The sequence below is a fragment of the Nonomuraea sp. NPDC050536 genome (genome assembly GCF_044457685.1).
In the GTDB taxonomy this organism is placed as follows: domain Bacteria; phylum Actinomycetota; class Actinomycetes; order Streptosporangiales; family Streptosporangiaceae; genus Nonomuraea.
The window spans coordinates 58729-72251 of record NZ_JBITHD010000002.1; the positions used below are offsets into that span (position 1 = coordinate 58729).

General features: G+C 72.1%; 12 protein-coding genes and 1 pseudogene. 7 read left to right on the top strand and 6 right to left on the bottom strand.

Features of this window, described 5'->3' with window-relative positions; all coding sequences use genetic code 11:
- Window positions 1-2571: a sugar-binding protein gene (locus tag ACIBHX_RS07255; protein ID WP_397065138.1), complete on the top strand. Its 2571-nt coding sequence runs from the start codon at window positions 1-3 to the stop codon at window positions 2569-2571.
- On the opposite strand, the gene ACIBHX_RS07260 is transcribed toward ACIBHX_RS07255, so the two are convergent.
- Window positions 2568-4307 (bottom strand): serine/threonine protein kinase, encoded by a 1740-nt coding sequence (locus ACIBHX_RS07260; protein WP_397065140.1) that lies wholly within the window; start codon window positions 4305-4307, stop codon window positions 2568-2570. The two genes, ACIBHX_RS07255 and ACIBHX_RS07260, sit on opposite strands and share 4 nt — an antisense overlap.
- A gap of 42 nt (window positions 4308-4349) precedes the next feature.
- Here ACIBHX_RS07260 and ACIBHX_RS07265 point away from each other — a divergent pair, with 42 nt between their 5' ends.
- The 3 genes from ACIBHX_RS07265 (at window position 4350) to ACIBHX_RS07275 (ending at window position 7500) form a co-directional block, all read left to right on the top strand.
- Window positions 4350-5354 carry an aminotransferase class V-fold PLP-dependent enzyme gene (locus ACIBHX_RS07265; protein ID WP_397065141.1) on the top strand — a complete coding sequence of 335 codons (1005 nt, stop codon included), beginning with the start codon at window positions 4350-4352 and terminating at the stop codon, window positions 5352-5354.
- Between the two features lie 62 nt (window positions 5355-5416).
- Window positions 5417-6757 (top strand): serine/threonine-protein kinase, encoded by a 1341-nt coding sequence (locus ACIBHX_RS07270; RefSeq protein ID WP_397065143.1) that lies wholly within the window; start codon window positions 5417-5419, stop codon window positions 6755-6757.
- Window positions 6754-7500 (top strand): hypothetical protein, encoded by a 747-nt coding sequence (locus ACIBHX_RS07275; RefSeq protein WP_397065144.1) that lies wholly within the window; start codon window positions 6754-6756, stop codon window positions 7498-7500. Before ACIBHX_RS07270 ends, ACIBHX_RS07275 begins: the two co-directional genes overlap by 4 nt.
- Window positions 7501-7868: 368 nt before the next feature.
- Here ACIBHX_RS07275 and ACIBHX_RS07280 read toward each other — a convergent pair whose 3' ends face one another.
- The 5 genes from ACIBHX_RS07280 to ACIBHX_RS07300 form a co-directional block, all read right to left on the bottom strand.
- Window positions 7869-8735, bottom strand: a complete 867-nt coding sequence (locus tag ACIBHX_RS07280; RefSeq protein WP_397065146.1) for an LLM class flavin-dependent oxidoreductase — start codon at window positions 8733-8735, stop codon at window positions 7869-7871.
- A gap of 142 nt (window positions 8736-8877) precedes the next feature.
- Window positions 8878-10008, bottom strand: coding sequence for a phosphatidylinositol-specific phospholipase C1-like protein (locus tag ACIBHX_RS07285; RefSeq protein WP_397065148.1), 1131 nt, complete (start codon window positions 10006-10008; stop codon window positions 8878-8880).
- A gap of 81 nt (window positions 10009-10089) precedes the next feature.
- On the bottom strand, window positions 10090-10611 hold the full coding sequence (locus ACIBHX_RS07290; RefSeq protein WP_397065150.1) for an XdhC family protein: 522 nt from the start codon (window positions 10609-10611) through the stop codon (window positions 10090-10092).
- A gap of 2 nt (window positions 10612-10613) precedes the next feature.
- Entirely contained in the window at window positions 10614-10742 is a 129-nt protein-coding gene (locus tag ACIBHX_RS07295; RefSeq protein WP_397066046.1) for a helix-turn-helix domain-containing protein, read from the bottom strand.
- Window positions 10688-10900, bottom strand: coding sequence for a hypothetical protein (locus ACIBHX_RS07300; RefSeq protein WP_397066077.1), 213 nt, complete (start codon window positions 10898-10900; stop codon window positions 10688-10690). Before ACIBHX_RS07300 ends, ACIBHX_RS07295 begins: the two co-directional genes overlap by 55 nt.
- Window positions 10901-11096: 196 nt before the next feature.
- Between ACIBHX_RS07300 and ACIBHX_RS07305 the strand changes: the two are divergent.
- From ACIBHX_RS07305 to ACIBHX_RS07315, 3 genes and pseudogenes are all read left to right on the top strand, one after another.
- Window positions 11097-11687: pseudogene (locus ACIBHX_RS07305) on the top strand (carboxylesterase family protein); the annotation flags it as partial.
- Window positions 11688-11801: 114 nt separating this feature from the next.
- Window positions 11802-12332, top strand: a complete 531-nt coding sequence (locus tag ACIBHX_RS07310; protein WP_397066047.1) for a carboxylesterase family protein — start codon at window positions 11802-11804, stop codon at window positions 12330-12332.
- A 161-nt stretch (window positions 12333-12493) separates the two neighbouring features.
- Window positions 12494-13492 (top strand): LacI family DNA-binding transcriptional regulator, encoded by a 999-nt coding sequence (locus ACIBHX_RS07315; RefSeq protein WP_397065151.1) that lies wholly within the window; start codon window positions 12494-12496, stop codon window positions 13490-13492.
- Window positions 13493-13523 lie beyond the last annotated feature (31 nt).

The following is a 13523-nucleotide window of genomic DNA, read 5'->3' on the forward strand; positions in this document are numbered from 1 at the left end:
ATGCGCGCGCTTTTAGTCGCGGCCTTACTCCACCTCTTCCCGATCACTCCGACGACAGTCTCACCAACCCCACCACAAGCCGACCTGGACGTGCTGTTCGTCGGCGCCCACCCCGACGACGAGGCGTTCAGCCTGTCCACGCTCGGCCAGTGGAACGAGGACCACCGCCTGCGGGCCGGCGTCGTCACCGTCACCAGGGGCGAGGGCGGCGGCAACGCCGTCGGCCCCGAGGAGGGCCCGGCGCTCGGCCTGCTGCGCGAGGGCGAGGAGCGCGCCGCCGTCGGCAAGGCCGGCGTGCGCGACGTGTTCAACCTCGACGACGTCGACTTCTACTACACGGTCAGCGCGCCGCTCACCGACCAGATCTGGGGCGGCGACACGCTGGAGAAGGTGGTTCGCGTCGTCCGCCAGACCAGGCCCGAGGTCATGCTGACCATGGACCCGGCGCCCACCCCCGGCAACCACGGCAACCACCAGCAGGCGGCGCGGCTGGCCATCGAGGCGTACTACGCCGCCGCCGACCCCAAGGCGTTCCCCGAGCAGATCACCCGCGAGGGGCTGAAGCCGTTCGCGCCAGCTCGCCTCTTCCTGGGCGGCGCCCGCGGCATCGCGCCCAGGACCGGCCCCGAGTGCGAGAGCGTCTCCGATCCCGTCCGCGACGTCTACGCCGTGTGGAGCGGGCGGCAGTCTCAGAGCCAGGGCAGGAGCTGGGCCGCGATCGAGCGCGACGCCCAGCGCACCTACGCCTCCCAGGGCTGGGCCGGGTTCCCCGACGTGCCCTCGGATCCCGCCAAGCTCGGCTGCGACTACTTCACCCAGGTGGACTCCCGGGTCCCGATCCCCGAGCCGGGCACCGCCTCGCCGACGGCGATGCTGGAGGGGGCGGTGGTCCAGGGTCAGGGCGGGCTTCCGCTCGGCACGCAGCTGTCACTGAACACCGGCTCCTTCGCCGTCCGCCCCGGCCAGCCCTTCACGGTCACCGTGTCGCTGAAGTCGCGCGGATCCCTGGGACGGGTCTCGGTCGAGCCGCGCGTACCCGACGGCTGGAAGGTCAGCGGGTCAGGCACGACGTTCACCGTCACCCCGGGCGCCACGTTCGGCCGGGCGCGCATCGGCGCCGTCGTGACCACCGACCGCGGGCGCGGCTACGCCGACCGCCAGGTCGAGGTCGGGCCCGCCGTACGGGGTCAGCAGCAGCTGCTGCCGCAGGTCACGCAGTACGAGAAGTGGGCGGCCGTGGCGCCGCAGCTGCGCGGGATCGTCACGCCCGTGCTCACGCTGCCCTCCGGCGGCTCACGCCAGGTCGGCGTGACGGTCACCAACGTCGGCTCCGCCACGGAGTCGGGCACCGTACGGCTGGCCCTGCCCAGCGGCTTCACCGCCGACCGCACCGAGGCGGCGTACTCCGGGCTGGCCGCCGGCGCGACGACGACCGTGCCCTTCACCATCACCAACTCCGACCCGTCGCTGAAGACCTCCAACGAGGGCGGCGACTACGCCTACACGATCACCACCACCGGCTCCGACGGCTCCAGCGTGGCCAAGCCCGCGCTCGAGCTCGTCCCGTCGGCCACGATCCCGCAGGCCACCACCGCCCCGGCGGTCGACGGCGTGGAGTCGCCCGGCGAGTACCCGGGCCAGGCGCTGGACATCTCCCGCGTCTGGGAGGGCAGCCCGTGCGCGTCGCCGGCCGACTGCTCCGGCACGGCCAAGGTCACCTGGCGGGACGGCACGCTGTTCGTCCTGGTCAACGTCAAGGACGACGTGCTGGGCACGAAGCTGGCCACCTCCGACTGCAAGCGGCACTGGCGCACCGACTCGGTGGAGGTGACCTTCGACCCGCGCGGCACGTCGGAGAACACCTCGACCACGTTCAAGACCGCCGTGCTGCCGGTGACGGCCGAGGGCCCGCCGTGCGTGCTGCGCGACGCCGACAACCACCAGGGTCCCGGCGCGCCCGGCGAGAAGGTGGCGTCCAAGGTGTCCGCGGGTGAGTACACGGTGGAGCTGTCCATCCCGATCGCGGCGCTGCCCGGCCCGGTCGATCCCGCGCATCTCGGGATGAACATCCTCGTCTACGACTCCGACACCCAGGACAAGACCGGCCAGACCCGGATCGGCTGGTCCACCTGGGGCGGCGTGCAGGGCGACCCGTACCGCTGGGGCGTGGCCACGCTCGCCGGCTACCAGCCGGGGACCGGCACAGTGCCCGACCCGGTGATCCCGAACACCGCGCTGTCCAGCCTGGACTCGCCGCAGTCGCTCGAGCAGGCGGCACGGCTCGGCCTGCCGCTGGCCGGCGGTCCCGCGGCGCCCAGGTCCGAGGCCGGCTGGGTCACCGCGGCGAAAGTCTCGGGACAGGCCGTCCAGGTGCGCTTCCACGCCGACAGCCCGGGCGAGCTGCACCTGTTCGTCCGCGACGACCAGGGTACGGCCGGCGGCAAGGTCGCCACGGTCTCCCGCGACGGGACCGTGACCGTGCCGCTCACCCGTGCGCTGAGCGGGAACGCGTCCGTGGTGGCGGGCTGGAATTCCGCCGGGACGCTGGCCTCCCAGGTCCGCGTCCGCTAGCCGGAGCGCCAGTCGCTGTAGTCGGTGGTGAACTCCGACCGGTAGACGCCCCCGTCGCCGGTCGGGACGCACCACGTCAGGCGGAAGCGCTCCGGTAGTCCGTCGTCGTCGATGGACAGGGAGAACGTGAGGTACGAGCGGGGACTGTTGGCCACGGCGTCCCCGCTCATCCACGAGTCGAGCAGGAACCGCAGGCGTCCGCTCGTCTGGCCGATGGCCAGGGTGCCCGAGTAGGAGTGCCCGCTGTGGCGCATCCGGGAGGAGTTCGCCACGACCTCCCTGATGACGGACGGGCCTGCCGTACCGGCGACCATGAGCGCGTACCAGCGCCGGTCGGCCGGGGACAGCGTGGTCAGCCGCTGCCCGTCGGCCGTGCCACCGCGAACGGAGTGGTGAGCCGTCGTCTCGTCACCGGCCTTGACGCGCATGTCGAGGCTGTCGTCGTCGGAGCCGCTCTCCAGGCTGCCCGTGGCCTTGGTGCCGGAGGTGTCGCTCTGGGTGAAGCCGCCCTCGAAGTCGAAGTCGGCCGCCGGGGTGTTCTCCAGAGCCAGCTCCAGGGCGGCAGCCAGCTCGGTGCTCGTCCTCGGCTCCTTCGGGGTGGTGTCCTCGGGGGTGGGGCTCTCTTCGTGGGTGGGGCTGTCTTCGTGAGTGGGGGTCTCCTCCTGGGTGGGCGTGTCCTCCTGGGTGGGGCTCCGCGTGGTCTCGACCGTGGCGGGCTGCGGGGTGCTCACGCTGGCGGAGTAGCTGGGCGTCTGCTCAGGTGGCGAGGTCGGCAGCTGGATCAACCGGAGCGAGGCCGCCGCGCCCACGCCGAGCACCACCGCCGCGGCGGCGAACGCGACAGCGGTTCTGCGCGGATTGCCGCGGCTCGGCCACGGGTCCTCCTCGTGCGCCAGCACCCAGGTGTCGCCGAGCCGGACGGTGAGCCCGTCCGACCCGCTGAAGCTCCAGACCCGGGACACCGCCGCCATGACCTCGTCCGTGGACGGGCGGGCGGCGGGGTCCTTCGACAGCGCCCTGCCGACCAGGCCGCGTACGGGTTCAGGGACCGCGGTGGTGTCCACCTCGTCGTTGAGCACCCGGTGCGCGAGGACCTCGGGGCGCCCGGTGCCGTAGGGCGGCCTGCCCGTCGCGGCGTGGACGGCGAGCAGCCCCCAGCCGTACACGTCGGCCGCGGGCCCGGCCTTGCCCGCGCGGTACTCCTCCGGGCTCACCCAGCCTGGCGTCCCGACCAGCGTGCCCGACCGCGTCACAGAAGTGCCGTCAAGCGCCCGGGCGATCCCGAAGTCCACCAGCTTGGGCCCGCTGGGAGACAGGATCACGTTGGAGGGCTTGATGTCGCGGTGCACGACGTTCACGGCGTGGATGGACACCAGCGCCTCGGCCAGCCCCGCCACGAGCCCGAACCACCGGTCTCCCTGGAGCGGCCCGTGCTCCTCCAGAGTCGGGCCGGGCACGTATTCGGCCGCCAGCCAGGGCCGGGCTGCCTGCCCATCGGAGGCGAGGATCCGCGCGGTGCACACCCCTCGCACGCGGCCGAGCAGCGCGATCTCCCGGGCGAAACGCGCACGGAACTCCGGGTCGCCGGCGAACGCGGTGTGCACGAGCTTGACCGCGACCCGCTCGCCGCGCGGGTCCAGCCCGGCGAACACCACGCCCATCCCGCCCTCGCCCAACCTCCCCACGATGCGATACGGGCCGATCTGCCGGGGATCGTCGTTCGTGAGCGAGATCACCCGGAGTTTCTACCATGTGAACCGATCGCTACGCTCGGCTACATGGACATAGCCGACGCGCACCTGCTGTGGGACGCGGAACCGGGCTGGCTCAACACCGCCTCCTACGGCCTGCCCCCGCGGCAGGCCTTCGAGGAACTGCAGGCCGTACTGACGCAGTGGCGGCACGGAAGCAGCGACTGGAAGCCGTGGGACGCCTCCGTCGGGCGAGCCAGGGCCGGCTTCGCCCGCATGATCGGCGCCTCCCCGGCCGACGTGATGATCAGCTCGACCGTGTCCCAGATCATGTCCGTCGTGGCCACCGCGCTGCCCGAGGGGGCCAAGGTCGTCGTTCCGGAGATCGAGTTCACCAGCAACCTCTTCCCCTGGCTGGTGGCCGCCGACGTCGAGACCGTGCCCGCGGAACGGCTGGCCGAGGCGATCACCGATTCGACGGCCGCCGTCGCTTTCAGCCTGGTCCAGTCGGCCACCGGCCAGGTCGCACCGCTGGCCGACATCGTGGCCGCCGCCCGCGCGCACGGTGCGCTGGTCATCGCCGACGGCTCGCAGGCCTGCGGCTGGCTGCCCGTCGACGTCTCCGGGATCGACGCGCTGGCCTGTACGGGCTACAAGTGGCTCATGGCGCCGCGCGGCGCCTCGTTCGGCTACCTGGCGCCCGACCTACGCGAGCGCATGCGCCCGTTGGCCGCCAACTGGTACGGCGCCGACGTCTACTACGGCCCTCCCCTGCGTCTGGCCGACGACGCCCGCGCCTTCGACCTGTCGCCCGCCTGGTTCTCCTACGTCGGCGCCGCGCCCGCGCTCGACCTGCTCAACGACCTGGGTATCGAGCGGATCCGCGAGCACAACGTGGCTCTGGCCAACCGCTTCCGCACCGGGCTCGGGCTCGAGCCCTCCGACAGCGCCATCGTCACCGTCGACGCCCCCGGCGAGCGCCTGGCCGCGGCCGGCATCCGCGCCGCGGTCCGCGCCGGGAAGGTCCGCGCCGGCTTCCACGTCTACAACACCGTCGCGGACGTCGATCGGGCGCTTAACGCTTTGTCCTGACCGACGGCAAACCGTGGCGTACATTGCTGTGCGTATCCGATCGTGCGGGATCCGGAGGGACGGTGGAGTCCGTTCACGCGGTCGCGGACCGATACCGGCTGGAGGAGCGGATCGGCTCCGGCGGCAACGGCATGGTGTGGCGTGCCGTGGACGAGGAGCTCGGCCGGGTGGTGGCCGTCAAACGGGCGCTGACCGGCGACGACCAGCGGGTCGCGCTGCTCAGGCGGGAGGCGCGGATCCTGGCCAGGGTGAGCCACCCCAACGTGGTCACCGTGTACGACCTGGTGCCCGACGGCGGCGCGTGGTGGCTGGTCATGGAGTACGTGCCCGCCAGGAGCCTGGCCGAGCACGGCACACTGCCGCCCGGCCGGGTCGCCGAGATCGGCGTCCAGCTGGCCTGCGGGCTGCGCGCGGTGCACGAGGCGGGCGTCCTGCACAGGGACGTGAAGCCGGGCAACGTGCTGCTGTCGGACCACGGGCAGGCCAAGCTGGGCGACTTCGGCATCTCGCGCTCTCCCGACGGCGAGATCACGATCACCGACGTCGGCACGGTGATCGGCACGCCCGCCTATGTAGCGCCCGAGGTGGCCAACGGCGCCGACCCCAGCCCCGCCTCCGACGTCTTCTCGCTGGGGGCCACGCCTGCTGCGTCCCGGCGACCTGGCGCGGCTGCCCGGGCTCGGCCCGAGCCCGGAAGTGGGGTTCGGGCGGTGGGAGTGCCGCTGGCGCGAGCCAGGGGACCGGTCCTGGCTGCTGGTCCGCTTCGACCAGAACGCGCCACTCGGACCCAGCGACGGGCGGCACGTCCGGCTCGCCGGGCACGACGCCTATGTCTCGCAGGACGGGTACGGCGCGCACACCTGCGCGGTCAGGGTCGTGCACCGGACGCTGGCCGCCGGCGCGCAGCCGGTGGCCGAGCTCCTGCTGGTCGCCGTGTCCGGCTCCTCGTCGCGGCTCTGCGACCCCGCCCTCGACCTGGCGCGTACGGCTGCCGCCCGGCTGCCCGCTACAGCGGCCGGAAGCGCAACGTCGCCGAGTGCCGCTTGATGGAGACCGGGGTGACCAGCAGGTTGTTGAGGCGGCCGCTGCCGTACCTGTCGAAGCGGACCTCCAGGGAGACGCCGCCGCCGTACCCGCGCACGCGGACCATGCCGCCCGATTGCCTGGTGATGGAGATCCTGGTGATGCCGTACCTGCTGGAGACGCGGAAGCTCGCCGGGCGCGTCACAGTGATCTCGCAGCTGCCGTCGAAGCAGGGGTGCGCGCTCGTGGCGGCCTGCGCGGGGGCGGCCTGGAGGGCGGTCGTGAGGGTCAGGAGCGCGATGCCCGTCCTGAACATGATCGTCCTTTCTCGTGGGGTGTTCCCGAGGCTAGGACTCGCGCCCGGGAGGGTTCCCGAATGATCGACAGCCTCGCGTTCGGCGTGTCACCGTCCGCGCCCGGCACGCTGCATCTGCAGGCGATCGGTGGCGCCCTGGTCGTCGAGCCCGTGGAAGGCCGCACGGTCGTCTTCGGGCGCAACAGGAACGCGGTGGACCTGTGCGTGGGCGAGAACGACCGGCGGGTCAGCCGCAGGCACGGCTCGCTGACCAGGGAGTGCGGCGTGTGGTGCGTGCGCGCGCTCGGCCACGTCCCGATCCGGCTGCCCGGCGGGCGCCGGGTCTACCGCGAGTACGACCCGATGCCGCTGGCCGATGGGTACACGCCGCTGTTCCTGCCGGGCACGCGCCAGCACCTGCTTGAGGCGTATGTGCAGGGCCCGCGCGGGAACTTCCCCTCGGCCCGGCCGGACGAGATCACCCAGCCGCCCAGGACGTGGCGGCTCTCGCCGGACGAGCGGCTGGCCCTGGTCGCGCTCGGGCAGCGCTACCTGCTGTACGAGGCGCATCCGCAGCCGCTCACCTGGCAGCAGGCCGCCGACCTGCTGGACGAGACGCAGCCGGGCGCGGGCTGGACGGCCAAGCGCGTCGAACACACGGTGGTGGCGGTGCGGACCAGGCTGTCCAGGGGTGGCGTGTCCGGGCTCACCCGGGAGGAGGTCGGCCAGCCGGTCGGCAACGCCCTCAACCACAACCTGATGCTCGAACTCCTGGACAGCATCACCCTGGTCCCGCCCGACCTCCGCCTCCTCGAAGAAGAGCCATGATGCCCAAGCCTCCAGCCCCTGGCCGGTCCCCGCCCGAACACCACCTCGATACGAGTCCCCGTTCACCGAATCCCTGGCATGCCGACCGGCCCTCTTACTCACCGCACGCGTCGCGCCGGACTCCGCCGTACACCATCCCGCCGACCCGGCGCCCGAGGGTCACCGCGGTACGCCCCGGTATGCGGCCCCACGGTACTCACTCGACGCATGCTTCCCGTTCGCCGGACCTGATGCCAGGCGGCGCTCTTACTCGGCGTACGCGGTGTGGCGGGTCCCCGTTCGCCGGGCCTGGCGGCGATCTCGTACGTGGTGCGCTGGGCTCCCGTGTACATCGGCTCGCCGGCCCGGTGCTTGGAGCGGCGCTTCGGTCAGTGGGTTAGGAGGGTGGCGGTTTGGGCGGCGAAGCGGATGAAGGCTTCGGGGTCCGGGTCGTCGGCGGTGGGTTGGAGGATGAGGTGGGTGGCGCCCGCGGCGGCCCAGTGGGTCAGGGCGTAGGCGGCGTCCTGGGGGTCGCCTGCCACTTCCGTGGGGGTGGCGGGTGGGTAGTTTCGTCGGCGGCGTTCGGCTGCCAGGCGGGTGCGGGCGTCGGGGCCGGTGGCCGCCAGGACGTTGACTACCAGGGGGTGGGGGCCGGGCAGGGCGGCGCGGGCTTCGGCGATGGTGTCGTGGGCCTGGCGGACCTGGGCGGGGGTGGTGCGGGCCGTGAGGATGGCGCCGTCGGCGGCTTCGCCGGTGAGGCGGAGGGTGCGGGGGCCCGTGGCTCCGGCGAGGATCGGGGGTGGCGTGGTGGGGGGCCAGTCGAGGGCCACGTCGTCCAGGTGGACGTAGCGGCCGTGCGTCGTCACCCGCTCGCCGCGCATGAGGGCGCGCAGGGCGTCAAGGTATTCGCGGAGCAGGGTCATGGGCGACTCGGCACGGGCGCCTACCTGAGCCATCCAGTCCTGCACGCCGTGGCCGACGCCGACCGTCACCCGGTCGGGGAAGAGGCGGTGGAGGGTGGCCACCTCCATGGCCGTGAGCGCGACGTTGCGCAGCGGCACCGGCAGCACGCCGATGCCGATGCGCAGCCGTCGCGTCCAGGCCAGCAGCGCGGCGGCGGAGGCGATCCCGCCCTGCAGGAAGCAGTCCTCCCAGAGCCAGAGCTCCTCTAGGCCGGCCTCCTCGGCGGCCACGGCGATGGAACGCATCCGCTCGGGCGGGAACTGGGGCACCAGCACTGCGCCAACACTCGTCATGGCGAAGATGATGCCCCGCTCCACCGACAATCCACTCACCTCAGCCCGCGATCGCGGCAGCCACCGCCGAAACGGCAGCTGGCCGCCAGGACCGTCGCCTGGTGGGCGACGGTGCGGGCGGCTCGAGGCCGTGGTCGGACGGCTATTCGAGGCCGCGGTCGTGGCAGTTGTGAGGGGCGGTGATCGGGTTGCAGCGGGCGACCGCCCCGCCGGGGAGCTGGGCGACGTAGTCCGTGCCGTTGCGGGCCGCGAGGCCGACCGCCGGGAAGTCGGTGCTGATCATCTGGGCGCCGCTGTCGAGGGCGTTGGTGAGGCGGGTCGTGTCGCCGGAGCGCGCCTCGGTGAAGGGGACGTCGGAGCGGGTCCTGACGTAATAGCCCTTGCGGACGAAGTCCTGGATCTGGGCCACGTTGGCGCCCGTCGGGTCGTTCCACTCGACGAAGGCCGCGTCGGCGCGCCCGGGCCGGGAGTTGGTGAACAGGACCCGGCCCTCGAGGTTGGGCTTGCCGGCCAGGTAGGGGGTCTGGAACTTCGGATCCTGGTTGTCCATGAGGAACATGACCTTGCCACGGGACTCGTCCAGGCGCGGCCAGCCGTACTTCAGCACAGACTGCTCGAGCGTGAGCCCAGGCTTGCGGATGTCGTCGGGCGTGATGAGGCGGTCGTCCGACAGGACCGAGCGGATCTCGGCGTCGAGGGCGTCGAGCAGCGGCGTGTCCCAGGCGGGGCTCTTGGCGCCGCCCATGGCCTCCTTGGCCGGGTCGGTGCTCTTCAGTTCGATCAGGATCGTCAGCGGCACGTGCCCGGCGTGCGCGTCGGACCAGCTCTTCACCTGGCGCAGGCAGAGCGCGAGGCTGACGCAGTTGGAGCCGTAGTCGTGGTCGGCCCAGTGCAGCACCTTGAAGCCGGGCTTGCGCAGCTCGGGGTCGGTCAGCGCGGGCAGGCCTGCGTCGCGCCTGACCAGCGGGTTGGCGTAGAGGCCGCCCTGCGGGTCGGGGAAGACGTCCAGCTCGATGCCGCGCACGTGCTCGTTCTCGAACTGCAGGGGCAGCGCGGGGTGTGAGTACTGCAGGTTCCACCAGCCGTTGTCCGTCTTGCGCTGGACGTCCTTCTCGGCGTCGGTCAGCTCGCGGTGGTAGCTGTTGTGGGTGGCCATGGTCTGGATCTGGTTGATCCGGATCCCGCCCTTGCCGTAGTCGTCCGCCACAGCGGGCGAGGCGACGAGTCCGATGAGGGCGGCGGCGAGGAGTGCGGAGATACGCCCGAGACGCATGTGGCTCCTGTCCTAAAGGGGGATTACGGACAGACCATCTGACACCGGCGTGAACCAATGATCAAGACATAGCCAAACTTGTCACGAAATGTCGGAGAACGAGAACCCTCCCGGCCGCCCGTTCCTGTCGGCGATCAGCCCGGCCAGCGTGGCCACGGCGATCTCCGGCGGCGTCTGCGAGCCGATGTTGAGCCCGATCGGCCGGTGCACCCGGGCGATCTCCTCCGGCGGCACGCCCAGTTCGGTGAGCGCCGCCACGTGCGGGCCAGTGTGGCGCGGGCTGCCCATGATGCCGATCCAGCGAGCCTGGCTCTTGAGTACGTCACGCAGCACGGGACCGATCTCGTCGCGGTGGTGGTCGGTGAGGACCACGTCGGCGGAGCCGTCGAGCCAGTCGCCAAGCGACCGCATCACGATAAATCCGGGCATGTCGCGGGACTCGTCCGGCTCGAACAGGACGGGGCGGAAGCCCAGCTCGGCCCCGAACCGCAGCAGATGGGAGGCCACCGGAGAGGCGAACACCGCCACCAGGGTCCTGCCCGCCACGGCGGGCGGCGCGTCCACGTGCGCGACCTCGCACGCGGGATCATGAATGTGGCTCATCCTCACACGGTACGCCGGGCGACCAGAGCGGCGCCGAGACGCTGGACGTGCGCGTCGTCCGTGGGATCGAGCGAGGTCAGCCTGGCCACCTCGCGCAGCCGGTAGCCGACCGTATTGGGGTGCGGGTGCAGAGCGGCCGCCGCGGCCCGCCGGACCCGTCGAGCATCGGCAGGGCGGGACCGTGGCCGAAGGCGTCCAGCTGGCGCAGCAGCCGGTGGGCGCGGCGCCGGTTGGTGACCGGCGTGCTCTCCTCCAGCGCCAGGCTGAGCACCAGGTAGTTGGCGGCCACACCGGCGATCTGCTCGCCGTTCGTGAGCGCCGAGGTGAGGCGGTAACGGGCGTCCTGACAGCGTCCGGATCGCGCACCGGCTCGGCGACCTGGCCTGGGCGCGTAGGGCCGTGCCGACGCCGCACGGGCTGGTCTCGGTGGAGGTCGACGGCACGCGGGTCCGTGTCGACTCGCCCGTTCCCTACGAGGTGATCCGATGATCGTGGAGACCGCGTCGGGGCGGGTGCGCGGGCGGGTGGCGGACGGGGTCGCGGTCTTCCTCGGCCTGCCGTACGCGCGACCGCCCTTCGATGAGGTCCAGCAGCCCCAAATTGGCTGGGGCATCGGGAAACAGCCGGTGGGCGCGCGGGATCTGCCGGTCATGGTGTGGATCCACGGCGGTTCGTTGCGGTACGGGTCGTCCATGCCCGCCGTGTACGACGGTACGGCTTTCGCCAGGGATGGCGTGGTCCTCGTGTCGATCAACTACCGGCTGGGGATCGAGGGGTTCGGGACTCCTCGCGCGACCTGCTCGTCCACAGCCTGGGCATAACTCCCGCCGAGCCCGGGTACGCAGCTGGCGGCGTTGCGGTGGGTTCGCGATCACATCGCCGCCTTCGGCGGGGATCCGGGGAACGTGACCGTCTTCGGGGAGTCCGCGGGAGCGATCTCGGTGGGGGCCCTGCTGTCCGTGGGCGACGGGCTGTTCCGGCGGGCGATCATGCAGTCCGGTCCTCTCGACACCGTACGGCCGGCCGCGGCGAGACGGCTGACCAGGAAAATCGCGCGCAGGCTGGGGATTCCCGCGACGGCGGCGGCCTTCGCCGACGTCGATCGGGAGCGGCTGCTGGACGCGCAATCGGCCGCGCGCTCCTTCGGCATCGTCGATCTCGGTGCGGGCCGGCGGTTCGACGGTGAGCTCATGGTCGGCTACAACACCGAGGAGTACCGGCTCTGGTTCGTGCCCAGCGGTCTCGTCGACCGGATCGGGCCGCTCGCGTTCGCTCTGGCGCGGCTGAAGTACCGGATCGGCGGGCGGGTGGCCAGGCTCTACCGGGCTCACCGCCCGGGGGCCAAGCCGGGCGAGGTGCTCGGGGCGCTGGTCACCGACAAGGTGCTGCGAGTTCCGCTGAACCGATTGGCCGACGAGCGGACGTCCAGGACGTACATGTACGAGTTCGCCTGGCGCACTCCCGTGCAGGACCTGGGGGCGTGCCACGCGCTGGAGATCGGCTTCGTCTTCGACACGCTGCGCACGGCGGACGCCGTCGCGCTGGCCGGGCCGGGCGCGCCGCAGCCGCTGGCCGACGCCATGCACGCGGCCTGGGTGTCCTTCGCGCGGACAGGTGACCCCGGCTGGCCCGCCTGGTCGGGAAAGCGACCCGTCATGCGCTTCGACGTCGAACCCGAGCTGGTGTACGCGCTCCTGGAGGATGAGCGGGCCGCCTGGTAAATCGATCTCCCCCGGTGCGGGGGTTACTGCCGTACCGTTGGTCCTGGCCTTCTGGAGTTCCTCGGCCATGGTCCTGCGCGCGGCTTGCCGTACGATGCGCCCTGGAGCAATCGATTTCCAGCAAGGCCTACACTGTCATCCGACCACAGGGGGGGACGAGGTTGCTCAAGATCCAGGACGTGGCACGGCACGCGGGCGTCTCCGCCGCGACGGTCTCGCGCGTGCTCAACGGGCGCGCCACCGTCAACCCCGAGCTGGCCGCGCGGGTGCAGGAGGCCGTCGCCGAGCTGGGCTACCGGCCCAACGGCGTGGCCCGCAACCTGCGGCGCAGGCAGACCACGCTCTGGGCGGTCCTGATCTCCGACATCGGCAACCCGTTCTTCACCTCGCTGGTGCGCGGCGTGGAGGACGTCGGACGGCAGCACGGCTACTCGGTCGTCCTGTGCAACACCGACGAGAACCCGGCGCGCGAGGCCGAGTACATCGCGGTCGCGCTCTCCGACAACATGGCCGGCGTGATCATCTCGCCCGCCGACGACACCACCGACATCAGCGCCCTCGTCGCTGCGGGCACCGCCGTGTGCACCATCGACCGCGAACTGCCCGAGACGGACGTCGACGCCGTCCTGGTCGACAACGAGAAGGGCGCCGAGCAGGCCACCGCCCACCTCGTCGAGTCCGGCTACCGCCGCGTCGCCTGCATCACCGGGCCGCGCCGCATGTCCACCGCCATGCGCCGCCTGCGCGGCTACCAGCGGGCCCTGCGCCTGGCCGGCCTTCCGCAGGACAAGGCCCTGGTACGACATGCCGACTTCCGCGAAGAAGGCGGGTACACGGCGATGGCCGCGCTCCTGGACGAGGGCGTGCAACTGGACGCCGTCTTCGCCGCCAACAACCTCATGACCGTCGGCGCCATGGAATGCCTCGCGGAGCGCGGCGTCGCGGTGCCTGCGCAGATCGGTGTCATCGGCTTCGACGAGATCCCCTGGGCCCGGCTCTCACGCCCGTCACTCTCGACGGTCAGCCAGCCCACCTACGAACTCGGCCGCGCCGCGGCGCAACTTCTCGCGGACCGCATCGACACCCCCTCCCGCCCGCCCACCCGCATCGTCCTCCAAACAGAACTCCACGCCCGAGCCAGCTCCCACCCCCGCCCCTAACCACCTCCCAGCCACGCCTCCCCGCCCACCC

Bases quoted from the DNA above. Each gene is read 5' to 3' on its own strand.
- ACIBHX_RS07255 (WP_397065138.1), top strand. From the start codon at position 1: ATGCGCGCGCTTTTAGTCGCGGCCTTACTCCACCTCTTCCCGATCACT.
- ACIBHX_RS07265 (WP_397065141.1), top strand. From the start codon at position 4,350: ATGGACATAGCCGACGCGCACCTGCTGTGGGACGCGGAACCGGGCTGG.
- ACIBHX_RS07275 (WP_397065144.1), top strand. From the start codon at position 6,754: ATGATCGACAGCCTCGCGTTCGGCGTGTCACCGTCCGCGCCCGGCACG.
- ACIBHX_RS07280 (WP_397065146.1), bottom strand. From the start codon at position 8,735: ATGACGAGTGTTGGCGCAGTGCTGGTGCCCCAGTTCCCGCCCGAGCGG.
- ACIBHX_RS07285 (WP_397065148.1), bottom strand. From the start codon at position 10,008: ATGCGTCTCGGGCGTATCTCCGCACTCCTCGCCGCCGCCCTCATCGGA.
- ACIBHX_RS07290 (WP_397065150.1), bottom strand. From the start codon at position 10,611: ATGAGCCACATTCATGATCCCGCGTGCGAGGTCGCGCACGTGGACGCG.
- ACIBHX_RS07310 (WP_397066047.1), top strand. From the start codon at position 11,802: ATGGTCGGCTACAACACCGAGGAGTACCGGCTCTGGTTCGTGCCCAGC.